Genomic DNA, 23,333 nt, shown 5'->3' on the forward strand with positions numbered 1-23,333 from the left:
CCGATGCGTGCCGATCGCGTCTTCGCGTACGGCGCCGCCGCCGGCCTCCTCGGTGACCATCTGCTCGGCGATCCGCGCCGCGGCCATCCGGTCGCCGCGTTCGGCCGGGCCGCCGGTGCCGTGGAGCGGGTGCTGTGGCGCGACCACCGCGGGTGGGGTGCCCTGCACACCGCCGTGTGCGCGGGCGGTGCCATCGCCCTGGCCGCCGTGGCCACTTCGGCCGTACGGCCCTCCCGTACCGCCTCCGTCGCGCTGACCGCCGCCGCCACCTGGGCCGTCGTCGGCGGGACCTCCCTCGCCCGCGAGGCCGGGGTCATCGGTCGTGCGCTGGAGGCCGGGGACATCGAGGGCGCGCGGGCCCGGCTGCCCCATCTCTGCGGGCGCGACCCCCAGGCCCTCGACGCCGACGGGATCGCCCGGGCCGTCGTCGAGTCCGTCGCCGAGAACACCTCCGACGCGGTGGTGGGCGCCCTGGTGTGGGGTGCGGTGGCGGGCGTGCCGGGCCTTGTCGGCTTCCGGGCCGTGAACACCCTCGACGCCATGGTCGGGCACAGGTCGGCCAAGTACCGCCGCTACGGCTGGGCTTCGGCCCGCCTCGACGACGTGGCCGGCTGGCCGGGGGCACGGCTCACCGCCGTACTCGCGACCGTGGCGGGCGACGATCCGCGAGGGGCGGTACGCGCCTGGCGCACTGATGCCGGCAAGCACCCGAGCCCCAACGCCGGGCCCGTGGAGGCCTCGTTCGCGGGGGCGCTCGGGGTGCGGCTGGGCGGGACGCTGTCGTACGGGGGACGGGTCGAGCACCGGCCCGTGCTCAACGGAGCCGGGCGCGCGGTGGCCGTGGACGACATCGACCGGGCCGTACGGCTCTCCCGGCGCGTCGGTCTGCTCGCGCTCGGCGTGAGCGTCGCCGGGCGGCTGCTCACGAAGGGACGCAACTCATGAGCGGCGGCGGGCTGTTGGTCGCCGGGACCACCTCCGACGCCGGCAAGAGTGTCGTGACGGCCGGGATCTGCCGGTGGCTGGTGCGGCAGGGCGTGAAGGTCGCGCCGTTCAAGGCGCAGAACATGTCCCTCAATTCGTTCGTGACGCGCGAGGGCGCCGAGATCGGGCGGGCGCAGGCCATGCAGGCGCAGGCCTGCCGGATCGAGCCGACCGCGCTGATGAATCCCGTGCTGCTCAAGCCCGGTGGCGAGCGGAGCAGCCAGGTCGTCCTCATGGGCAGGCCGGTCGGCGAGATGAGTGCGCGGGGCTATCACGGCGGGCGGCAGGAACGGTTGCTCGGGACCGTGCTCGACTGTCTCGCCGAGTTGCGGGGCACGTATGACGCGGTGATCTGCGAGGGGGCCGGCAGTCCTGCCGAGATCAATCTGCGGCGGACCGACATCGTGAACATGGGGATCGCGCGCAACGCGCGGCTGCCCGTGCTCGTGGTGGGCGACATCGACCGCGGGGGTGTCTTCGCCTCCTTCTTCGGGACCGTCGCGCTGCTCTCGCCCGAGGACCAGGCCCTCGTCGCCGGGTTCCTCGTCAACAAGTTCCGCGGCGATGTGACGCTGCTGGAACCGGGGTTGGAGATGCTCCTCGGCCTCACCGGGCGGCGGACGTACGGCGTGCTGCCCTTCCGGCACGGACTCGGGATCGACGAGGAGGACGGGCTGCGGATCTCGCTGCGCGGGACCGTCCGCGAGTCCAGCACCGCGCCGCCCGTCGGTGAGGACGTGCTGCGCGTCGCCGTCTGCGCGATCCCGCTCATGTCCAACTTCACGGACGTGGACGCGCTGGCCGCCGAACCGGGCGTCGTGGTGCGGTTCGTGGACCGGCCGGAGGAACTGGCCGACGCCGATCTCGTCGTGATCCCCGGAACGCGGGGCACGGTGAAGGCGCTGGAATGGCTGCGGGAGCGGGGACTTGCCGACGCCCTGGTCCGCAGGGCCGCCGAGCAGCGGCCGATCCTCGGTATCTGTGGTGGTTTCCAGGTCCTCGGCGAGCACATCGAGGACGAGGTCGAGAGCCGGCGCGGACATGTGGACGGGCTCGGGGTGCTGCCCCTGCGGGTGCGGTTCGCGCGCGAGAAGACGCTCACCAGGCCGGTGGGGGAAGCCATCGGCGAGACGGTCGAGGGGTACGAGATCCACCACGGTGTCGCCCAACTGAACGGCGGCGAACCCTTCTTGGACGGCTGCCGGGTCGGTCAGACCTGGGGCACGCACTGGCACGGCTCGCTGGAGTCGGACGGATTCCGGCGGGCGTTCCTGCGCGAAGTGGCGGCCGCCGCGGGGCGCCGGTTCGTGCCCGCCGCCGACACCTCGTTCGCCGCGCTGCGCGAGGAGCAGCTCGACCGGCTCGGCGACCTGATCGAACAGCACGCGGACACGGACGCGCTGTGGCGGCTCATCGAGTCCGGCGCGCCGCAAGGACTGCCTTTCATTCCACCGGGAGCGCCCGCATGAGCACAGTGTTGTTGTTGTCGACCGCCGACACGGATCTGCTGGCGGCCCGGGCCGCCGGCGCCGGGTACCGGATCGGCAACCCGAACCGGGTGGATGTCGAGGGCGAGTTGCCCGCACTCCTCGACGGCGCGGACCTCGCCGTCGTACGGCTGCTCGGCGGCAAGCGGGCCTGGGAGGACGGGCTCGCCGCGCTGAAGGCGTCCGGGATTCCGACCGTGCTGCTGGGCGGGGAGACCGTCCCCGACGCCGAGTTGATGGCGGAGTCGTCGGTGCCGGCCGGTGTGGTGGCCGAGGCGTTGCGGTATCTCGTCGAGGGCGGCCCGGAGAACCTGGCGGAACTCGCCCGGTTCCTCTCCGACACCGTGCTGCTCACCGGCGAGGGCTTCGAGGAGCCGCGCAAGATGGCCGAGTTCGGTGTCCACGGCGAGCGGGCCTTCGTCGAGGGCCGTCCGACGGTCGGCGTGCTCTTCTACCGGGCGCATCACCTCTCCGGCAACACCGCCTTCGTGGACACCCTCTGCGACGCGATCGAGGCGAAGGGCGCCAACGCCCTTGCCGTGTACTGCGGTTCGCTGCGCGGTGCCGATGCCGGGCTGTACGAGATCCTCGGCAGGGCCGACGCGCTCGTCGCCACCGTCCTCGCAGCCGGCGGCACCCACGCCTCCCAGGCCTCGGCGGGCGGTGACGAGGAGGCGTGGGACATCGGCGCGCTGGCCGACCTCAACGTGCCGGTGCTGCAAGGGCTCTGCCTCACGTCGTCCAGGGCCGCGTGGGACGAGTCCGACGCCGCCCTCTCCCCCATGGACGCGGCGATGCAGGTCGCGATCCCGGAGTTCGACGGGCGGCTGATCACGGTCCCCTTCTCCTTCAAGGAGCAGGGTCCGGACGATGTCCCGGTGTACGTGGCCGACCCCGAGCGATCCGCGCGGGTCGCCGGAATCGCCGTACGGCACGCGAAGTTGAAGCACAAGCCGAACGCCGAGAAGAAGCTCGCGCTCGTCTTCACCGCGTATCCGACCAAGCACTCGCGCGTGGGTAACGCCGTGGGACTGGACACGCCCGCCTCGGCCATCCAGGTGCTGGACGCGCTCCGGGACGCCGGGTACGTCGTCGAAGGTCACCCGGACAACGGTGACGAGCTGATCCACACGCTCATCAACGCCGGTGGCCACGACGTCGAATGGCTCACCGAGGAGCAGCTGGCCGCCGCGCCGGCGCGGGTGCCGCTCGCCGACTACCGGGCGTGGTTCGACACGCTCGAACCGGAGCTCAGGCAGGGCATGTTGGACGCGTGGGGCGAGCCGCCGGGCAGCCTCTACGTCGACGGCGACGACATCGTGCTCGCGTCTCTGCAGTTCGGGAACGTCGTCGTGATGATCCAGCCGCCGCGCGGCTTCGGCGAGAACCCGATCGCGATCTACCACGACCCCGACATGCCGCCGTCGCACCACTACATGGCCGCGTACCGGTGGCTGGACAACAGCTTCGGCGCGGACGCGATCGTCCACATGGGCAAGCACGGCACGATGGAATGGCTGCCCGGCAAGGGACTCGGGCTCAGCGGCGGCTGTGCGCCGGACGCGGTGCTCGGCGAACTCCCGCTCATCTACCCGTTCATCGTCAACGACCCCGGCGAGGGCACCCAGGCCAAGCGGCGCGGGCACGCCACGGTCGTCGACCACCTGGTGCCGCCGATGGCGCGGGCCGACACGTACGGCGATCTGGCGAAGCTGGAGCAACTCCTCGACGAGTACGCGATGGTGTCCGACCTGGACCCGACGAAGGCACCGGCCGTGCGCGCGCAGATCTGGACGCTGGTGAAGGCGGCCGAGCTGCACCACGACCTGCATGTGGACGACCAGCCGGACGACGCCGCGTTCGACGAGTTCGTGATGCACATCGACGGCTATCTGTGCGAGATCAAGGACGTGCAGATCCGCGACGGACTGCACATCCTCGGCGGCGGCCCGGTCGGCGAAGCGCGCGTGAACCTCGTGCTCGCCGTGCTGCGCGCCTCGCAGGTATGGGGCGGCCAGGCCAACGCGCTGCCGGGGCTGCGGGCCTCGCTGGCCGAGCATTTCGGGCTCGGCGAGAAGGAGTTGCTGGCCGAGCCGGGCGCACCCGTGAAGGTGCCGGTGGAGCTGACGGAGCTGGTCGAGGGACCGGCCCGGTCAGCCGCCGACGCGATCGATCTGCTGGAGCAGTTGTGCCGCCGGTTCGCGGAGGGCATGGAGGCCCAGGAGTGGGACGTCACCGCCGTCCCGGCGCTCGTCCATGCCGTTATCGGCGCCGAACTCCCGGATGCCGTCGCGGTGTTGGAGTTCGCCTGCGAAGAGGTGGTCCCCCGGCTCGCCCGCACCACCGACGAGATCGACCACATTCTGCTCGCGCTCGACGGGGGTTACGTTCCGGCGGGCCCGTCGGGCTCGCCGACCCGTGGCCTGGTCAACGTCCTGCCGACCGGCCGCAACTTCTACTCGGTCGACCCCAAGGCCATTCCGTCCAGGCTGAGTTGGGAGGTCGGCCAGTCCCTCGCCGACTCGCTCGTGCAGCGCTACCTCCAGGACAACGGCGAGTTCCCCAAGTCCGTCGGCCTCACGGTCTGGGGTACGTCGGCGATGCGGACCCAGGGTGACGACATCGCCGAGATCCTCGCGCTGCTGGGCTGCCGTCCGGTCTGGGACGACGCCTCGCGCCGGGTGACGGGCTTCGAGATCGTGCCCGTCACGGAGTTGGGCCGGCCGCGCATCGACGTCACGGTGCGCATCTCCGGCTTCTTCCGGGACGCATTCCCGCACGTCGTCGGGCTGATCGACGACGCGGTACGGGCGGTGGCCGATCTGAACGAGCCCCCCGAGTCCAACTACGTCCGCAAGCACGCCGACGAGGACACCGCCGAGCACGGCGACCGGCGCCGGGCCACGGCCCGTATCTTCGGATCCAAGCCGGGGGCGTACGGCGCCGGTCTGCTGCCGCTGATCGACGCGCGCAACTGGCGCAGCGACGCGGACCTCGCCGAGGTGTACGCGGTGTGGGGCGGGTACGCCTACGGGCGCGGCCTGGACGGGCGACAGGCGCGCGGGGACATGGAGACCGCGTTCAAGCGAATCGCCGTGGCGGCGAAGAACGTCGACACCCGCGAGCACGATCTCGTCGACGCCGACGACTACTTCCAGTACCACGGCGGCATGGTCGCCATGGTCCGGCATCTGACCGGCGCCTCCCCCGAGGCGTACGTCGGCGACTCCGCCACCCCGGACCAGGTGAAGACCCGCACGCTGGGCGAGGAGACGCACCGCGTCTTCCGCGCCCGCGTCGTCAACCCCCGCTGGATGGCGGCGATGCGGCGGCACGGCTACAAGGGCGCCTTCGAGATGGCGGCGACCGTCGACTACCTCTTCGGGTACGACGCCACGGCCGGGGTCGTGGACGACTGGATGTACGAGAAGCTCAGCGCCGAGTACGTCTTCGCCCCGGAGAACCAGGACTTCATGAAGAAATCCAACCCGTGGGCACTGCGCGGCATCACCGAACGGCTCCTCGAAGCGGCCGAGCGCGGGCTGTGGGCCGAGCCGGACGCCGACACGCTGGAGCGGCTGCGGGCGATCTACCTGGAGCTTGAGGGCGACCTGGAGGGCGACGAGAAGTGAGTACCCCCTTTCCGTTCACGGCCGTTGTCGGCCAGGACGACCTGCGGCTCGCGCTGCTGCTGAACGCCGTCTCGCCGGCGGTCGGCGGTGTGCTGGTGCGCGGCGAGAAGGGCACCGCCAAGTCGACGGCGGTACGCGCCCTTTCGGCGCTCATGCCGGCGCTGAACGTCGTCGCCGGGTGCCGTTTCTCCTGCGACCCCGACTCCCCCGACCCCGCCTGTCCGGACGGACCGCACGAGCCGGGGGCGTTCGAGACGCGTCCGGCGCGGATGGTCGAACTGCCGGTCGGCGCCTCGGAGGACCGGCTCGTGGGCGCCCTCGACATCGAACGGGCGCTGTCCGAGGGCGTGAAGGCCTTCGAGCCCGGCCTGCTCGCCGACGCGCACCGCGGGATCCTCTACGTCGACGAGGTCAACCTTCTCCACGACCACCTGGTCGACCTGCTGCTGGACGCGGCGGCGATGGGCGCCTCGTACGTCGAGCGCGAGGGTGTCTCGGTCCGGCATGCGGCGCGCTTCCTGCTCGTCGGCACCATGAACCCCGAAGAGGGCGAGCTGCGGCCGCAGTTGCTCGACCGGTTCGGCCTGACCGTCGAGGTGGCCGCCTCGCGCGAGCCCGACCAGCGGGTCGAGGTGGTCCGCCGCAGGCTCGCCTACGACGACGATCCGGCCGGTTTCTCGGCGCGTTGGGCGGACGAGGAGTCGTCGGTACGCAGGCGGATCGTCGCGGCGCGGGAGTTGTTGCCGTCGGTGCGGCTGGGCGACGGGGCGCTGCGGCAGATCGCGGCGACCTGTGCCGCCTTCGAGGTGGACGGCATGCGGGCCGACATCGTGATGGCACGCACGGCGACCGCGCTGGCCGCGTGGGCGAGGCGGACCGACGTGCTCGCCGAGGACGTACGGCAGGCGGCACTGCTCGCGCTGCCGCACCGCAGGCGTCGTAATCCCTTTGATGCTCCGGGACTTGACGAGAACAAGCTCGACGAGACGCTGGAGGAGTTCGCGGAGCAGGAGCAGGCGCCCGAAGATGACGATCCGGGGCCCGATGGTCCGGATGACTCCGGTGGCGGTGGCGGGCAGCCGCCGGCCTCGGACTCCGACGGGCCCGAGGGTGGCGACACCGGTGCGCGGCCCGAGGCCGGCGAGGACGGTCCGCCGCAGGGTGCCGGGGAGCAGCAGCCCGTACGGGCCTCCGAACCCTTCCGCACCAAGGCGCTGAGTGTGCCGGGGATCGGCGAGGGTGCCGCCGGGCGGCGTTCGCGGGCGCGGACCGAGCACGGGCGGACCACCGGGGCCCGGCGGCCCCAAGGGGCGCTCACCAAGCTGCACTTGGCGGCGACCGTGCAGGCCGCCGCGCCGCATCAGCTGGCGCGCGGTCGGGCCGGGCGTGGGCTGGTCGTACGCCGGGACGATCTGCGGCAGGCGACGCGGGAGGGGCGCGAGGGGAACCTCGTGCTGTTCGTGGTAGATGCCTCGGGGTCGATGGCGGCTCGGCAGCGGATGAGTGCGGTCAAGGGGGCTGTGCTGTCGCTGCTGTTGGATGCCTATCAGCGGCGGGACAAGGTGGGGCTCGTGACTTTCCGGGGGGCGAGTGCTGATGTCGCGTTGCCCCCCACCTCGTCCGTGGACGCCGCCGCCGTACGGCTGGAGTCGTTGCCGACCGGGGGGCGTACGCCGCTCGCGGCCGGGTTGCTCAAGGCGCGTGACGTGTTGCGGGTGGAGCGGTTGCGGGATCCCGCGCGGCGGGCGCTGGTGGTCGTGGTGACCGACGGGCGGGCGACGGGAGGGCCCGAGCCGGTCGCGCTCGCCGGGCGGGCCGCGCGGTTGTTCGCGGCCGACGGGGTCGCCTCCGTGGTCGTGGACTGCGAGTCGGGGCCCGTACGGCTGGGGCTGGCCGGGCAGTTGGCCCGTGAGCTGGAAGGTACGGCGGTGACGCTGGACGAGTTGCGGGCCGACTCGATCGCCGGGCTGGTCAAGGACGTACAGAGGAGGGCCGCGTAATGCCGCAAGGGCAGCCGAGTGTGGTGCCGGACGATGGGCTGACGACTCGTCAACGGCGTAATCGGCCTCTGGTCGTCGTGCACACGGGAGTTGGCAAGGGCAAGTCCACCGCCGCTTTCGGGCTTGCGCTGCGGGCCTGGAATCAGGGGTGGCCGATCGGGGTGTTCCAGTTCGTCAAGTCGGCGAAGTGGAAGGTCGGCGAGGAGAACGCGCTTCGGGTGCTGGGGGCTTCCGGGGAGGGCGGGACCGTCGACTGGCACAAGATGGGCGAGGGGTGGTCCTGGGTGCAGCGGGATGCCCAGATGGACAACGAGGAGAAGGCCCGCGAGGGCTGGGAGCAGGTCAAGCGGGATCTCGCCGCGGAGACGTACCGGCTCTATGTGCTTGACGAGTTCGCCTATCCGATGCACTGGGGGTGGGTGGACACGGACGAGGTGATCGAGGTGTTGCGGGGGCGGCCCGGGAATCAACATGTGGTCATCACGGGGCGAAACGCGCCTGAGAAACTGGTCGAGTTCGCCGATCTTGTGACTGACATGTCCAAGGTCAAGCACCCCATGGACGTGGGCCAGAAGGGCCAGAGGGGTATCGAGTGGTGACCCCGTGACGTTCTCCTCGTCGTCCGTCTCCGTGACTTCCTCCTCGTCCGCCGTGCCTCGGCTGGTCATCGCCGCGCCCTCCTCCGGCAGCGGCAAGACCACCGTTGCCACGGGGTTGATGGCCGCGCTGACCGCGCGGGGGCTCACCGTGTCTCCACACAAGGTCGGGCCCGACTACATCGATCCCGGGTATCACGCGCTCGCCACCGGGCGGGTGGGGCGGAATCTCGACGCGTACCTGTGTGGGCCGGAGTTGGTCGGTCCGCTGTTCGCGCATGGGGCGCGCGGGTGTGATGTCGCCGTCGTCGAGGGTGTGATGGGGATGTTCGACGGGGCCGCCGGGGAGGGTGAACTGGCGTCCACCGCGCATGTGGCGAAGTTGCTGCGGGCGCCTGTGGTGCTTGTCGTCGACGCGTCTTCGCAGTCCCGGTCGGTGGCGGCGCTGGTGCATGGGTTTGCCTCCTGGGATCCGGAGGTTCGGGTCGGGGGCGTGATTTTGAACAAGGTCGCCTCCGATCGGCACGAGGAGTTGCTGCGAGAGGCGTTGGAGTCGGCCGGGGTGCCCGTGCTCGGGGTGTTGCGGCGGGTGGCTCAGGTGGATACGCCGGGCAGGCATCTGGGGTTGGTGCCGGTCGCCGAGCGGCGGGCGGAGGCGGTGGAGGCGGTTGCGGCGATGGCCGCGCAGGTTGAGCGGGGGTGTGATCTGGAGGGGTTGCTTGCGCTGGCGCGCGGTGCCGGGGCGTTGTCCTGTGCGGCTTGGGATGCGGCTGCGGCTCTGGCTTCTTCGCCCCCGCCGCCCCTGCCCGTCCCGTCCTGGGGCTCCGCCCCAGACCCCGCCCCTCAAACGCCGGAGGGGCTGAAGGACGAGGGCGTGCATGCGGGCCGGCGCCAGCAAGTGAAGGTTGCCGTTGCCGGTGGGTCCGCCTTCACCTTTTCCTACGCCGAGCACACCGAGTTGCTCCGTGCCGCCGGTGCCGAAGTCGTCACCTTTGATCCGCTCCATGACGAGCAACTCCCCGAGGGGACGAACGGGTTGGTCATCGGGGGTGGGTTCCCCGAGGTGTATGCCTCCGAGTTGTCCGCCAACGAACCCCTCCGTAAGTCCGTCGCCGCCCTCGCGGAGACCGGCGCTCCCATTGCCGCCGAGTGTGCCGGGTTGCTCTATCTGTGCCGGGAGTTGGACGGGCTGCCGATGTGCGGGGTGCTCGACGCGAGCGCGCGGATGACCGAGCGGCTGACGCTCGGGTATCGGGATGCCGTGGCCGTGAGTGACAGCGTGCTCGCCGTCGCCGGGACGCGGATGCGCGGGCACGAGTTCCACCGGACGGTCGTCGAGCCGGGGGCCGGGGCGGTTGCCGCTTGGGGCATGCGTGCTCCGACGCGGCGTCTCGAAGGTTTTGTGCAAGACGGCGTGCACGCGAGTTATCTGCATACGCACTGGGCTTCCGAGCCCGGTGTCGCCCTTAGGTTCTTGGAGAGGTGCCGGACGTCATGAGCAGCAAGTTGATCGGAGTCGGGGTGGGTCCCGGCGATCCCGAGCTGGTGACCGTCAAGGGCGTCAACGCGCTGCGGGCCGCCGATGTGGTCGTCGTACCCGTGATGGCTGCGTCTGATGGAACAGACGGCGGCGAGCGGGGGCGCGCCGAGGCGACCGTGTTGCACTACGTGCCCCAGGAGAAGGTCCTGCGGGTCGTGTTCGCGCTCAACGAGCGCAGCGATCACGCGCGGCGGGAGGCTGCCTGGGATGCCGCCGGGGAACGGGTGGCGCAGCTGTTGCGCGAGAGCGGGAACGTCGCCTTCGCCACCATCGGTGACCCCAACGTGTACTCGACCTTCACCTATCTCGCGCAGACCATCGGGGAGTTGGTGCCGGGCGTCCTCATCGAGACCGTGCCCGGGATCACCGCCATGCAGGACCTCGCCGCGCGTTCCGGGGCCGTGCTGACCGAGGGCACCGAGCCGCTCACCCTCGTGCCCGTCACCGCCGGGGCGGCCGTGCTCAAGGACGCGCTCGCCGGGCCCGGCACGGTCGTCGCGTACAAGTTCGGGCGGCAGGCCGGTGAGGTCGCCGAGGCCCTGCGGGAGACCGGACGGATCGAGGACGCGGTGTGGGGGTCGGCCCTGGGTCTTGAGTCCGAGTCCATCCGGCCCGCCGCCGAGCTCGACGGGACTGCGTTGCCGTATCTCTCCACGCTCATCGCGCCCGCTCGGCGCGACGGCGGGCGGGGCGGGAAATTGTGAGAACCGAGACAACCGACAGGACTCGTGGACCCCGGACCGCACCGCTCCATGAGCTCGCCGCCCGCTCAGCCCGCCAGGCCCACCACCAGCCAGATGAAGCCCACGCCCGCGACCGTGCACAGCAGGGTCGAGCGGGCGGGGTGTTCGTGGTGGGCCTCGGGGAGGATCTCGGCGGCGGCCAGATAGAGGAGCACGCCGGCGAAGAGGCCGAGATAGCCGCCGAGCAGGCCCTCGGGGATGGTCACGAAAGCGGTCGAGGCCGCGCCGACAACCGGGGCGAGCGCGTCCGCGAACAGCATGGTCAGCGCCTTGCGGCGGGCGTTTCCGTACAGGCTCGTGATCGTGTACGTGTTGAAGCCGTCCGCGAAGTCGTGGGCGACGACGGCCAGCGCGACCGCCGTGCCCATGCCGCCGCCGACCTGGAAGGCCGCGCCGATCGCCACGCCGTCCATCGCGCTGTGGCCGACCATCGCCGAGGCCGCCGTGAGGCCCACCTCGGGCGCGCGGCCGTTGTGCTCCTCCCCGCCGTGGGAGGCCTGGCGGGCGGCGAGCAGGCGTTCGACCAGATGGGCCAGCAGGAAGCCGGCCACGAACAGCAGCAGGGCCGCCGGTACGCCGAAGATGTCGTCCCCCGCGGCCTGCAACGCCTCCGGCAGGAGGTCCAGGCCGACCACGCCCAGCATCAGGCCACCCGCCAGGCCGAGGACCAGATGGCGGCGGTCGGTGACCCGCTGTGCCGTCCAGCCGCCGGCCAGCGTCATCAGGAACGCGCCGAGCGCGACGAAGACCGCCATGTGCCCTTGCTATCCGATCAACCCCCGTTCGCGCACATCCAGCGGGCGCGGCGGCACCACCCGTAAGACCTTTTGTCCAGAGAGGACCGTTTTCTGATGGCCGATGCCCCCACCGGCAAGGTGACCTTCGTCGGTGCCGGCCCCGGCGCCGCCGACCTGCTGACGTTCCGTGCCGCGCGCGCCATCGCCGAGGCCGACGTCGTGATCTGGGCCGCGAGCCTGGTTCAGGCGGAGGTTCTCGAACATGCGCGCGAGGGTGCCGAGATCCTCGACTCGGCGACCATGTCGCTGGAGGACGTCGTCGGCGTGTACGAGCGGGCGTACGCGGAGGGGCTGCGGGTGGCTCGCATCCACTCCGGCGATCCCGCCCTGTGGGGCGGTACGCAGGAGCAGCTCGACCGGTGTGCCCGGATCGGGATCGCGACCGAGATCGTGCCCGGCGTCTCCGCCTTCTCGGCCGTCGCGGCCCTCGCGCAGCGCGAGCTGACCATCCCCGAGGTCGCGCAGTCCGTCGTCCTCACCCGGCTCGGGGGCGGCAAGACGCCGATGCCGCCCGGCGAGGAGGTGCGCGAGTTCGCACGGCACGGTACGACCATGGCGATCTTCCTGTCGGCGGCCCGCAGCGGACAGCTGGTGCGGGAGCTGCTGGAGGGCGGCTATCCGACGTCGACCCCGGTCGTGGTCGCCTACCAGGCGACCTGGCCCGAGGAACTGCTCGTGCGGTGCACGATCGGCACGCTGGAGGAGACGGTCAAGGAGCACAAGCTGTGGAAGCACACGCTGTTCCTGGTCGGCCCGGCGCTGGCCGCCGAGGGCACGCGCTCGCACCTGTACCACCCCGGTCACTTCCACGGCTATCGCAAGGCGGATCCTGAGGCCCGTCGGGCGTTGCGCGAGCGAGGGGCGAGCACGTGATCACCGTCATCGGTACGGGGACGGGGGCGGGATCGGGGGTCACCCTCGCCCCGGAGGCGCTGGCCGGCGCCGAGCTGGTCGTCGGCGGGCGACGCCATCTGGACGCCGTACGGCTGCCGGAGACGGCCGAGCGGATCGTCCTAGGGCCGCTGGCGCCCGCGCTCGACGCGATCGGGGAGTACGTCGCCAAGGACCGCCCTGTCGTCGTGCTCGCCTCGGGCGACCCCGGGTTCTTCGGGATCGTGCGGGCGCTCGCCGAACGGTTCGGGTCAGGACTGCTGGAGGTGCGGCCCGGTGTCTCGTCCGTCGCGACCGCCTTCGCGCGGCTCGGGCTGACGTGGGACGACGCGGTGGTGGTCAGCGCGCACGGGCGGGAGCTGCGGACCGCTGTGAACGTGTGCCGGGCGCATCCCAAGGTGGCCGTGCTGACCGGACCGGGCGCCGGACCCGCCGAACTGGGTGCCGCGCTGCCCGGCGGGCGGGTGCTGGTCGTGGCCAGCGCGCTGGGTGATCCGGAGCAGGAGCGGGTGGAGCGGGTGACGGCCGCCGAGGCCGCGGTCCGGGACTGGGGTACGGCGGTGAGTGTCGTCCTGTGCCTGGACGAGGCCCGGGCGGCGGGCGCCGTACGGACGGTGGCGGGGGCGGCCGTCGGGCCCGGTCAATGGGCTTTGGACGAGCGGGAGTTCACGCACCGCGACTCGATGATCACCAAGTTCGAGGTACGGGCGCTGGCGCTGGCCCGGCTCGGGCCCCGGCTGGGGGATCTGGTCTGGGACGTCGGCGCGGGGTCCGGGTCCGTGGCCGTCGAGTGCGCGCGGCTCGGGGCCGCCGTGATCGCCGTCGAGAAGACCGCGGACGGTGTCGAACGGATCCGTGCCAACGCCGACGCGCACGGTGTCGAGGTGCGGGTGGTGCACGGCGAGGCGCCGGTCGCGCTGTCCAAGCTCGACGATCCCGACGCCGTGTTCATCGGCGGCGGGGGGCGCGACCTGCCCGCCGTCGTCACCGCGTGTGCCCGTCGGGCCCGGCGGTCGGTCGTCGTCGCGATGGCCGCGCTCGACCGGGTACCGGCCACGCGGCAGGCGCTCGCCGGCGCCGGGTTCGACTGCGACGGGGTGCTGCTGCAGTCCTCGCGGCTCGCGCCGCTGCCGGGTGATGTGACCCGGCTGGCGGCGACCAACCCTGTCTTTCTGCTCTGGGGGACTCGAAACCCCGCCTCTCATGAAGGAGTTGCTCAGTGATCGGCCTCATTTCCGCCACCGCGGCGGGGGCGGCGGCGCGCGACCGGCTGGCCGCGGCATGGCCGGAGCGGACGCGCGTGTACGAGGGTCCCGTCGGGGACGCCGTACGGACCGCGTTCGCGCAGTGCGAGCAGCTCGTGTGTTTCCTGGCCACGGGGGCGGTGGTGCGGTTGCTGGCCCCGCTGTTGGCCGACAAGCGGACCGACCCTGGGGTCGTGTGCGTCGACGAGGGCGGACGGTTCGCCGTGTCGCTGGTGGGCGGGCACGGCGGCGGAGCCAACGAACTCGCCCGCGAGGTCGGGGAGTTGCTCGACGCCGAGCCCGTGGTGACGACGGCGACGGACGCGGTGGGCGTACCGGGGCTCGACACGCTCGGGTTTCCCGTGGAGGGCGATGTCGCCGGCGTCTCGCGCGCCCTTCTGGACGGCGAACCGGTAACCCTGGACACCGAGTTGGCGTGGCCGTTGCCGCCACTCCCGGTGTCGGACCGGGGTGGTGCCTACATCATCCGCGTCACCGACCGGGTCGTCGAACCCGTCGAGCGGGAGGTCGTTCTGCGGCCGCCGTCCCTCGTCGTCGGCGTCGGCGCGTCGAAGGGCGCGCCCGTGACCGAAGTGCTCGCGCTGATCTCGGATGCCTTGCGCGAGGCGGGGCTGTCCCGTGCCAACATCGCCGAACTCGCCACCGTCGACGCCAAGTCGGACGAGCCCGGCATCGTCGAGGCGGCCCGCCGCCTGGGTGTGCCCCTGGTGACCTGCTCCGCCGAGGAACTGGCCGCTGTGGAGGTGCCCAATCCCTCGGACGCGCCGCTCGCAGCGGTCGGCACCCCGTCGGTCGCCGAGGCCGCCGCGCTGCTGCGGGGCGGTGAACTCCTCGTGCCCAAGCGGAAGTCGGCGGCCAGTCCCGCGATGGCGACCTGTGCCGTCGTGCGGCGGGCCGCGCGCGGGCGGCTCGCGGTGGTCGGGCTCGGGCCCGGCGCCCGGGACCTGCTCACCCCGCGCGCCAGGGCCGAACTGCGGCGCGCTTCCGTGCTCGTGGGGCTCGATCAGTACGTGGACCAGATCCGCGATCTGCTGCGGCCCGGTACCCGGGTCCTGGAGTCGGGGCTCGGCGCCGAGGAGGAGCGGGCCCGCACGGCCGTGGCCGAGGCGTGCAAGGGGCAGGCGGTCGCATTGATCGGCAGCGGTGACGCCGGGGTGTACGCGATGGCCTCGCCCGCGCTCGCGGAGGCGTCCGACGACATCGACGTGATCGGAGTCCCGGGTGTGACCGCCGCGCTGGCCGCCTCGGCGATCCTCGGGGCGCCGCTCGGCCACGACCACGTCTCCATCAGCCTCTCCGATCTGCACACGCCGTGGGAGATCATCGAGCGGCGGGTGCGGGCGGCCGCCGAGGCGGACATCGTCGTGACGTTCTACAATCCGCGCAGCCGCGGCCGGGACTGGCAGCTGCCCAAGGCGCTGGCGATCCTCGCCGAGCACCGGGAGCCGACGACGCCGGTCGGGGTCGTACGCAACGCGTCCCGGCCGGACGAATCCAGCCGGGTCACGACCCTGCTCTCGCTGGATCCGGCGACGGTCGACATGATGACGGTCGTGACCGTGGGCAACACGGCGACCCGTGAGATCGCCGGGCGCATGGTGACGCCGCGCGGCTACCGCTGGCAGGAGGGCGCCCAGTGAACCGTATGGACCATGCGAACCGTATGGACCATGTGAGCAGCGTGGACCGGGTGGTTCATCCGATCGAGGTGGAGTCCTACCGGCGGCTGCGCGCCCGCCTGGACACCTCGCACTTCCCGCCGCTGAGCCGCGCGGTCGTGGAGCGGGTCATCCACTCCGCAGCCGATCTGGACTACGCGACCGATCTCGTCCTGGACGAGCGCGAGTTGGCGGCGGCGCATGCCGCGCTGCATGCCGGGGCGCCCGTGGTCGTGGACGTGGAGATGGTCGCGGCCGGCATCACCCGGCGGGAGACCGTCTGCCGGCTGAGGGACGCCGAGTCCGGGCCGGGGCTCACGCGTTCGGCCCACGCGATCCGGCTCGCGTACGAGCAGGTCGGACCCGGCGCGCTGTGGGTGATCGGCAACGCGCCCACGGCCCTGGAGGAGTTGCTGACCCTGGACGTCTCCCCCGCGCTCGTCATCGGCCTGCCCGTCGGCTTCGTCGGCGCGGCCGAGTCCAAGGCCGCGTTGCGGGCGAGCGGGCTGCCCGCCGTGAGCAACGTGTCCGAGAAGGGCGGTTCGGCGGTGGCCGCCGCCGCGCTCAACGCCCTGCTGTATCACCCCACTTCGCAACCCGCTTCGCCATCCGCTTCCCCTTCTGTTCCGTCTTCCGTTCCGTCCTCCGAGGAGAAATCGTGACCACCCCGCCCGCCCTGCTCATCGCCGGCCACGGCACCCGGGACCAGGCCGGAGCCGAGGCGTTCCGCGACTTCGTCCGGGAGCTGGGTCTCCGCCATCCCGAACTGCCCGTCGCGGGCGGCTTCATCGAACTGTCCGCGCCGCCGCTGGGCGAGGCGGTCACCGACCTGGTGGAGCGGGGCGTACGTCGGTTCGCGGCCGTTCCGCTGATGCTGGTGTCCGCCGGACATGCCAAGGGGGACATCCCGGCGGCGCTGGCCCGCGAGAAGGAACGGCACCCGGGGATCTCGTACACCTACGGGCGTCCGCTGGGCCCGCATCCCTCGCTGCTGGCGGTGCTGGAGCGGCGCCTCGACGAGGTGCTCGGCGAGTCCGCCCGTACGCCGCGCGACCGGGCCGACGTGACCGTGCTGCTGGTCGGCCGCGGCTCCACCGACCCGGACGCCAACGCCGAGGTGCACAAGGCGGCGCGGCTGCTGTGGGAGGGGCGCGGGTACGCGGGCGTGGAGACGGCGTTCGTGTCGCTGGCGGCGCCGGATGTGCCCAGCGGCCTGGACCGGTGTGTCCGGCTGGGGGCGCGACGGATCGTCGTACTGCCGTACTTCCTGTTCACCGGGATCCTGCCGGAGCGGGTGAAGCAGCAGACCGAGGGCTGGGCCGCCGCGCACCCCGAGGTCGAGGTGCGGTCCGCGGAGGTCATCGGGCCGGAGCCGGAACTGCTCGACCTGGTGATGGAGCGGTACCGGGAGGCCGTCGAGGGAGATCTGCGGATGAACTGCGACTCGTGTGTGTACCGGATCGCGCTGCCGGGCTTCGAGGACAAGGTGGGGCTGCCGCAGCAGCCGCACTTCCATCCGGACGACGACGGCCATCACCACCACGGGCACCACCACGACGGACACGCTCATGCGCATTGACGGTGCCCACGATCTGCGCCACCACGGCGACGCCGAGGTCCGCGACGGCGGTGCCGCGCTCGTCGACCTGGCGGTGAACGTCCGCGCCGACACGCCCCCGGCGTGGCTGCGGGAGCGGATCGCCGGGTCGCTGGGCTCGCTCGCCGCGTATCCGGACGGGCGGGCCGCGCGGGCCGCGGTGGCCGCGCGGCACGGGCTGCCGGTGGAGCGGGTGCTGCTGACGGCGGGTGCGGCCGAGGCCTTCGTGCTGCTGGCGCGCGCCCTGAAGGTCCGTCAGCCGGTGGTTGTGCACCCGCAGTTCACGGAGCCGGAGGCGGCGCTGCGGGACGCGGGGCACACCGTCGACCGGGTGCTGCTGCGCGCCGAGGACGACTTCCGGCTGGATCCGGCGATGGTCCCCGAGGACGCGGACCTGGTCCTGGTCGGCAACCCGACGAACCCGACGTCGGTCCTGCACCCGGCCGACGCCCTGGCACAACTGGCCCGCCCCGGGCGGACGTTGGTCGTCGACGAGGCGTTCATGGACGCGGTGCCGGGTGAGCGGGAGGCGCTGGCCGGGCGCACGGACGTGCCCGGCCTGGTCGTCCTGCGCAGCCTGACCAAGACCTGGGGTCTGGCCGGACTGCGCATCGGCTACGTCCTCGCCGCCCCGGAGACGATCGCGGAACTGGAGCGCGCCCAGCCGCTGTGGCCGGTGTCCACACCGGCGCTGGCCGCCGCCGAGGCCTGCGTCGGCCCGCGGGCCCTGGCGGAGGCGGCCCACGCGGCCCACCGCATCGCGGCGGACCGGGCCCATCTCGTCGCCGGGCTCAGCGAGTTCGACTCCGACGGCCTTCGGGTCGCCGAGCCCGCCGAGGGCCCCTTCGTCCTGGTCCGGCTGCCCCGCGCCGACGTGGTCCGCCGCCATCTGCGCAACCTCGGCTTCGCGGTCCGGCGCGGCGACACGTTCCCGGGCCTCGGCGAGGAGTGGTTGCGGATCGCGGTACGGGACCGGGCGACGGTGAACCGGTTTCTGCAGGCCCTCGACCAGGCGGTGACCCTGGCGAAGGACTGACGGCCGGTCCCGGCGGTCGCGACACTGCCGAAGACCGGCGACTCGACGACCGCCGTCGCCCCGGCCTCACGCCGGGGCGGCCGTGCCCCGGTGACCACGAGCGTCCTGCCCTGCCCGCGCGAAGGGCTGACGCCCGGTCTCGGCGGTCACGACACGGGCGGTCGACCGGCCACGGAGGCGGCGAGTCCCGGCGCGGGACCCCCTCCGTCGACCGGCCCCCGTCGACCGACCGCGAGGACCGGCCCCGTCAGCCCCGGCGCCGTGCCAGCACCACCGCTCCGCCGCCCGCCACGAGCAGCACGATCGCCCCGCCCGCGATGTACGGCGTCATCGAGCTGCCGCCGGTCTCGGCGAGTCCTGCCTGCTCGACGGGGGCGCCCTGCGGTTCGACGTCGGCCGGCTTCGTGGGGGCGGCCGGGGCCTCGCAGGTGGACTCGGCGAGGGTCAGGGTGCCCTCGACCTCGGCGACGTTGAGCTTCAACGGGTTGATGGAGACCTTGAGTTGGAGCGCGGTGGCCGCCGCCGTGCGCGAGGTGGTCTCCGTCTTGGACAGGTCGAGACGGACCTCGCCGATGCCGGGCACCTTGACGTCGGTCGGACCGCCGGCGGTCACGGTGATCTTCTTGCCCAGGACCGTGACCGAGCCGAGCAGGTTCGCCTCGGCGGTCGGTGTCTTACCGGCCTCGCAGGTCGCCCGGGAGCTGACCTGTCCGATCTCGATCAGGGACAGCAGGGGCAGGCCGGGGACGTGCAGTCTGGCGTGGGCGAGTTCGGTGCGGCCCTCGGCCTTGGTGGCGGTGACGGTGGACTTCGCCGACGCCACGTCCGCGGCCAGGACGCTGAAGGGTTTTCCGCCGTCGACGCCGTCCAACCGGGCGCTCAGGGCGGTCTTCTCGGCGCTCGCGGGCGCCTCGACCTGGTTCAGGGAGACCGCGAGCGGGACGTTCACGGTCTTGTTGAGCAGGGCCACGTCGAGCCCGGTGCGCAGGACGACTGCGCTCGCGCGACCCTGGTCGGAGGTCGCGTGCGCGGAGCCCGCCGCGCCCAGGACCGCTGGACCCGCGGCCAGGGCCGTGACCGTCGCGACGGTGGCGAGGCGGCGTGCGGGCAGGCGGAAGCTGTTGCCGTTCAAGGTGGGGACCCCCAGAGGAGACGTGCTTGGGACCCGGAAAGAATTACGCACGACGAGTGAACTTGGGTCAATCCGGCGCCAGTTCACCCCAACGTGGGTTCGCCGTGAAGGTTTTCGAATCCCACGGCACAGGCGTTCCACTCCTCCCCCGCCGCACCGCCTTCTGTCCGAATACGGGGTTGACGTACCGGCGCGCGGAAGGGCGCGTATCTCGTCAACCCACGGCCGCCGTCAAGCGACGACCCGCCCGTTCACCACCACCCGGCGCGGCGCCGCCAACACCCGTACGTCGGCCCGCGGATCGGTCTCGTACACCACGAGGTCGGCCGGTGCCCCTTCGTCCAGGCCCGGTCGGCCGAGCCACTCCCGGGCGGCCCAGGCCGTCGCCGAGAGGGCCTGAAGGGGCGGGATGCCGGCGGTGACCAGTTCGGCCACCTCGGCCGCCGCGAGGCCGTGCGGGAGCGTGCCGCCCGCGTCCGTGCCGACGTACACGGGGATGCCGGCGTCGTAGGCGTTGCGGACGGTGTCGTAGCGGCGTTCGTGGAGCCGGCGCATATGGGCGGACCAGCGGGGGAACTTGTCCTCGCCGCCGTCCGCGAGCCGCGGGAAGGTGGCGATGTTGACCAGGGTCGGGACGATCGCGACGCCCCGCGCGGCGAAGAGCGGGATCAGGTCGTCGGTGAGGCCGGTCGCGTGCTCGACGCAGTCGATGCCCGCCTCGACCAGGTCCTGGAGGGAGTTCTCGGCGAAGCAGTGCGCGGTGACGCGGGCGCCGAGCCGGTGCGCCTCGGCGATGGCGGCCTCGACGGCGTCCCGTGGCCAACTGGGCGCCAGATCACCGAGATCGCGGTCGATCCAGTCCCCGACCAGCTTCACCCAGCCATCCCCCCGGACGGCTTCCCTGCCGACGTACTCGACCAGGTCCGCCGGCTCGATCTCGTGCGCGTAACCGCGGATGTAGCGGCGGGTGCGGGCGATGTGCCGGCCGGCCCGGATGATCTTCGGCAGGTCCTCACGGTCGTCGATCCACCGGGTGTCGGAGGGCGACCCCGCGTCCCGGAGCAGCAGCGTGCCCGCGTCGCGATCGGTCAGCGCCTGCTTCTCGGCCTCGTCCTGGTCGACCGGCCCGTGCGCGCCGAGACCGACATGACAGTGGGCGTCGACGAGCCCGGGCAGGGTCCAGCCCTCGACCGTACGGACGTCGTCGGAGCCGGCGCCGACGGGGCGGTCGTAGGAGATCCGGCCGTCGACGACCCAGAGTTCGTCCCGGACCTCGTCCGGCCCGACGAGAATCCGGCCCTTCACGTGCAGCATCGCGCGTTCGCTCATGACTGCACGATAGGACGACGCCGCTTCCGGAACACGCGCCGGACCCCGATCGACTCGGCCGGGAAGCACCGCACCTCACAGTCGGCCTGATCCGCCGTACAGGCGCTAGTCCGAGTCCTCCTCGACCTCCGCCATCGCGGGGTTCAGGAGCCGGGACAGGAAATGGCGGGTCCGCTCGTGGCTGGGGTTGCCGATCACCTGGGCGGGTGGGCCGTCCTCGACGATGATGCCGGCGTCCATGAAGACCGCCCGGTCGGCGACCTCCCGCGCGAAGGTCATCTCATGGGTGACGACCATCATGGTCATGCCCTCGCGCGCGAGCATGCGCATGACGGCGAGGACGTCTCCGACGAGTTCCGGGTCGAGCGCGGACGTCGGCTCGTCGAAGAGCATCACCTCGGGGCCCATCGACAGTGCGCGGGCGATCGCGACGCGCTGCTGCTGGCCGCCGGAGAGGGAGGCGGGGTAGGCGTCCGCCTTCTCGGTGAGGCCCACTCGCTCCAGGTTCTCGGCGGCCACCTTCGCCGCCTCGGCCTTGCTCCGCCCGAGCACCCGCCGCTGCGGCAGGGTGAGGTTCTCGGTGACGGTGAGGTGCGGGAAGAGGTTGAACTGCTGGAAGACCATGCCGATACGACGACGGACGGCGTCGATGTCCACGTCCGGGTCGGTGAGTTCCGTACCGCCGACGAACACCTGGCCCTGGGTGGGCTCTTCGAGCAGGTTCACGCAGCGCAGGAGCGTGGACTTGCCGGAGCCGGACGGGCCGATGACACAGACGACCTCGCCGCGCCGGATCTCCAGGTCGATGCCCTTGAGGACCTCGTTGTCGCCGAACGACTTGTGCAAGCCGCGGACTTCGATCTCCGGGCCCGCCGTCCCCGGACCGGTCCCATGAGCTGTGGTCTCGGTCATTTCACGGCCTCCTGGGCCTTCGCCTCCATGCGGCGCACGACGAAGCCGAGCGGGATGGTGACCAGCAGGTAGCACAGGCCGGCGACCAGGATCGGCGTGGAGTTGGCGGTCTGGCTGGCCAGGTCCCGGCCGTACTTGGACAGTTCGCGCTCCTCCAGGGTGACGCCGAGGAACAGGACGAGGGAGGAGTCCTTGAAGAGGAGCACCAACTCGTTGGTCAGCGGCGGCAGGATGATGCGGAAGGCCTGCGGGATGACGATCGAGATCATCGCGCGCGCCGGGGAGAAACCGAGTGAACGGGCCGCCTCCAGCTGCCCCTTGGGCACCGCCTGGATGCCCGCCCGGATGGTCTCGGCCATATAGGCCGCGGCGACCAGACCGAGTGCGAGGGCGACCTTGCCGTAGGTGCCGCCGACGATCTCCGTGCCGGGGAAGGCCAGCGGGACGGCGACCCCGATGAAGATGAAGATCAGCAGGGCGGGCAGGCCTCGGAAGATCTCGATGTAGATGCCGGCGACCCAGCGGTAGGGGCCCACGGACGACAACCGCATCAGCGCGATCAGCATGCCGAGCGCCAGTCCGACGGCGAAGCCCGACAGCGTGTAGAGGACGGTGTTCTTCAGCGCCATCGTGATGACGTCCGGGAACATCTGCTTGGCGATGTCCCACTGCGCGAACTGGTTCTTCAGCCGCCCCCAGTCCGCCGTGAGCGCGAAGGCGACCACGGCGGCGACGAACAGGACGTACTGCGCGCCGCGCGACAGGCCACGCTTCTGAGTCCGCGTCAGACCCTTCCTGCGGGGCTGGAGTCGTACGTCGGTGCCGGTCATGAAGCGGAGGCGGACGCGGCGGGCGAGGCGGCGGACTCGTCGTAGGGGCCGATCCACTTCTCGTACAGCTTCTTGTACGTGCCGTCCGACTTGGCCTGACTCAGCGCCTTGTTGATCGCGGCGAGCAGCTTGGTGTTGCCCTTCTTCACCGTGAAGCCGTACTCCTCACCGGTGTTGATGTTGTCGGCGACCTTGAACGCGGCGGCGTTGGCCTTGTCCTTCAACCAGCCCTGGACGACCGGGTAGTCGATGACGACGGCCTTGACCTGGCCGGTGCGCAGACCATTGAGGACGGCGTCGGAGGACTCGAAGGAGACCGGGTCCAGTCCCTTGCCCTTGACGTAGTCCTCGCCCGTGGTCTGCGCCTGGGCGCCGACCTTCTGGCCCTTGAGGTCGGCGAAGGACGCGATGCCGCTGTTCTTGTCGACGAGGACGGCCTGGGTTGCGTCAAAATACGGGTCCGAGAAGTCCACGTTCTTCTTGCGCTCGGCCGTGATGGTCATGCCGGCCGCCGCCAGGTCGCACTCGCCGGAGTTGAGGAAGGCGCCGGTCTTGAAGTTCTCGAAGGGCGTGTCGAGGATCTCCTGCTTCACCCCGAGATCCTTGGCCACCAGGTCGATCAGCGAGACGTCGAAGCCCTGCACCTTGCCGTCGATCTCCGACTGGAAGGGCGGGTAGGGCAGATGCGTGCAGGTGGTGAGCTGCCCGGACTTGACGAGCGCGACCCCACCGGACGTCTTCGAACTGCTGCCGCTGTCGGTGGAGGTACAGCCGGCCACGAGGACCAGCCCGGCCGTCGCGGTGGTGGCGGCCAGGACGCGGGCCCGGCGACCGAGGACGGTGTTCACGGAGACCTCCAGTGGGGGAAGTGGGGGTTCTGATTATAAGGAGATGCTTGGGTCTC

General features: G+C 71.9%; 19 protein-coding genes. 13 read left to right on the top strand and 6 right to left on the bottom strand.

Annotated features, from left to right (window positions below; genetic code table 11):
• Window positions 1-3 precede the first annotated feature (3 nt).
• From ACIQI8_RS09965 to cobI, 7 genes are read left to right on the top strand one after another with little or no spacing between them, the layout of a single operon-like run.
• Entirely contained in the window at window positions 4-945 is a 942-nt protein-coding gene (locus ACIQI8_RS09965; protein WP_402346895.1) for a cobalamin biosynthesis protein, read from the top strand.
• Complete coding sequence (locus tag ACIQI8_RS09970) at window positions 942-2,453, top strand: cobyric acid synthase (protein WP_402346897.1); 1,512 nt, start codon at window positions 942-944, stop codon at window positions 2,451-2,453. Before ACIQI8_RS09965 ends, ACIQI8_RS09970 begins: the two co-directional genes overlap by 4 nt.
• Window positions 2,450-6,103 (top strand): cobaltochelatase subunit CobN, encoded by a 3,654-nt coding sequence (gene cobN, locus ACIQI8_RS09975; RefSeq protein WP_402346899.1) that lies wholly within the window; start codon window positions 2,450-2,452, stop codon window positions 6,101-6,103. Before ACIQI8_RS09970 ends, cobN begins: the two co-directional genes overlap by 4 nt.
• The gene (locus tag ACIQI8_RS09980) at window positions 6,100-8,103 is read left to right on the top strand and encodes a putative cobaltochelatase (RefSeq protein WP_402346901.1); all 2,004 of its coding nucleotides are present in this window, start codon (window positions 6,100-6,102) and stop codon (window positions 8,101-8,103) included. Before cobN ends, ACIQI8_RS09980 begins: the two co-directional genes overlap by 4 nt.
• Window positions 8,103-8,702, top strand: a complete 600-nt coding sequence (gene cobO, locus ACIQI8_RS09985) for a cob(I)yrinic acid a,c-diamide adenosyltransferase (RefSeq protein ID WP_402346903.1) — start codon at window positions 8,103-8,105, stop codon at window positions 8,700-8,702. Before ACIQI8_RS09980 ends, cobO begins: the two co-directional genes overlap by 1 nt.
• Window positions 8,703-8,733: 31 nt before the next feature.
• The gene (locus tag ACIQI8_RS09990; protein WP_402350333.1) at window positions 8,734-10,197 is read left to right on the top strand and encodes a cobyrinate a,c-diamide synthase; all 1,464 of its coding nucleotides are present in this window, start codon (window positions 8,734-8,736) and stop codon (window positions 10,195-10,197) included.
• Window positions 10,194-10,943, top strand: a complete 750-nt coding sequence (gene cobI, locus ACIQI8_RS09995) for a precorrin-2 C(20)-methyltransferase (protein WP_402346905.1) — start codon at window positions 10,194-10,196, stop codon at window positions 10,941-10,943. Before ACIQI8_RS09990 ends, cobI begins: the two co-directional genes overlap by 4 nt.
• 65 nt (window positions 10,944-11,008) lie before the next feature.
• On the opposite strand, the gene ACIQI8_RS10000 is transcribed toward cobI, so the two are convergent.
• Window positions 11,009-11,737: a ZIP family metal transporter gene (locus ACIQI8_RS10000; RefSeq protein WP_124002390.1), complete on the bottom strand. Its 729-nt coding sequence runs from the start codon at window positions 11,735-11,737 to the stop codon at window positions 11,009-11,011.
• A gap of 96 nt (window positions 11,738-11,833) precedes the next feature.
• On the opposite strand from ACIQI8_RS10000, the gene cobM reads away from it, so the two are divergent.
• From cobM to cobC, 6 genes are read left to right on the top strand one after another with little or no spacing between them, the layout of a single operon-like run.
• Entirely contained in the window at window positions 11,834-12,652 is an 819-nt protein-coding gene (gene cobM, locus ACIQI8_RS10005) for a precorrin-4 C(11)-methyltransferase (RefSeq protein WP_402346907.1), read from the top strand.
• Window positions 12,649-13,893, top strand: coding sequence for a precorrin-6y C5,15-methyltransferase (decarboxylating) subunit CbiE (gene cbiE, locus ACIQI8_RS10010; RefSeq protein ID WP_402346909.1), 1,245 nt, complete (start codon window positions 12,649-12,651; stop codon window positions 13,891-13,893). The genes cobM and cbiE overlap by 4 nt, the downstream gene beginning before the upstream one ends.
• Entirely contained in the window at window positions 13,890-15,575 is a 1,686-nt protein-coding gene (gene cobJ, locus ACIQI8_RS10015) for a precorrin-3B C(17)-methyltransferase (RefSeq protein ID WP_402346911.1), read from the top strand. The genes cbiE and cobJ overlap by 4 nt, the downstream gene beginning before the upstream one ends.
• Before the next feature lie 41 nt (window positions 15,576-15,616).
• Window positions 15,617-16,255, top strand: coding sequence for a precorrin-8X methylmutase (locus tag ACIQI8_RS10020; RefSeq protein ID WP_402350336.1), 639 nt, complete (start codon window positions 15,617-15,619; stop codon window positions 16,253-16,255).
• Complete coding sequence (locus tag ACIQI8_RS10025; RefSeq protein WP_402350339.1) at window positions 16,249-17,172, top strand: sirohydrochlorin chelatase; 924 nt, start codon at window positions 16,249-16,251, stop codon at window positions 17,170-17,172. The genes ACIQI8_RS10020 and ACIQI8_RS10025 overlap by 7 nt, the downstream gene beginning before the upstream one ends.
• Window positions 17,162-18,226 carry an Rv2231c family pyridoxal phosphate-dependent protein CobC gene (gene cobC, locus ACIQI8_RS10030; RefSeq protein ID WP_402346912.1) on the top strand — a complete coding sequence of 355 codons (1,065 nt, stop codon included), beginning with the start codon at window positions 17,162-17,164 and terminating at the stop codon, window positions 18,224-18,226. The genes ACIQI8_RS10025 and cobC overlap by 11 nt, the downstream gene beginning before the upstream one ends.
• Before the next feature lie 247 nt (window positions 18,227-18,473).
• On the opposite strand, the gene ACIQI8_RS10035 is transcribed toward cobC, so the two are convergent.
• The 5 genes from ACIQI8_RS10035 to ACIQI8_RS10055 all read right to left on the bottom strand — a co-directional run bounded on the left by ACIQI8_RS10035 (window position 18,474) and on the right by ACIQI8_RS10055 (window position 23,277).
• Window positions 18,474-19,358, bottom strand: a complete 885-nt coding sequence (locus ACIQI8_RS10035) for an SCO1860 family LAETG-anchored protein (RefSeq protein WP_402346913.1) — start codon at window positions 19,356-19,358, stop codon at window positions 18,474-18,476.
• A 231-nt stretch (window positions 19,359-19,589) separates the two neighbouring features.
• A complete protein-coding gene (locus ACIQI8_RS10040; protein WP_402346914.1) occupies window positions 19,590-20,687 on the bottom strand; it encodes an amidohydrolase family protein in 1,098 nt (365 codons plus the stop codon).
• A 105-nt stretch (window positions 20,688-20,792) separates the two neighbouring features.
• A complete protein-coding gene (locus tag ACIQI8_RS10045) occupies window positions 20,793-21,599 on the bottom strand; it encodes an amino acid ABC transporter ATP-binding protein (protein WP_402346915.1) in 807 nt (268 codons plus the stop codon).
• Window positions 21,596-22,429: an amino acid ABC transporter permease gene (locus ACIQI8_RS10050; protein WP_402346916.1), complete on the bottom strand. Its 834-nt coding sequence runs from the start codon at window positions 22,427-22,429 to the stop codon at window positions 21,596-21,598. The genes ACIQI8_RS10045 and ACIQI8_RS10050 overlap by 4 nt, the downstream gene beginning before the upstream one ends.
• Complete coding sequence (locus tag ACIQI8_RS10055) at window positions 22,426-23,277, bottom strand: transporter substrate-binding domain-containing protein (RefSeq protein WP_402346918.1); 852 nt, start codon at window positions 23,275-23,277, stop codon at window positions 22,426-22,428. Before ACIQI8_RS10055 ends, ACIQI8_RS10050 begins: the two co-directional genes overlap by 4 nt.
• Between the last annotated feature and the right edge of the window lie 56 nt (window positions 23,278-23,333).

Source organism: Streptomyces sp. NPDC092369, from assembly GCF_044755245.1.
Classification (GTDB): Bacteria; Actinomycetota; Actinomycetes; order Streptomycetales; family Streptomycetaceae; genus Streptomyces.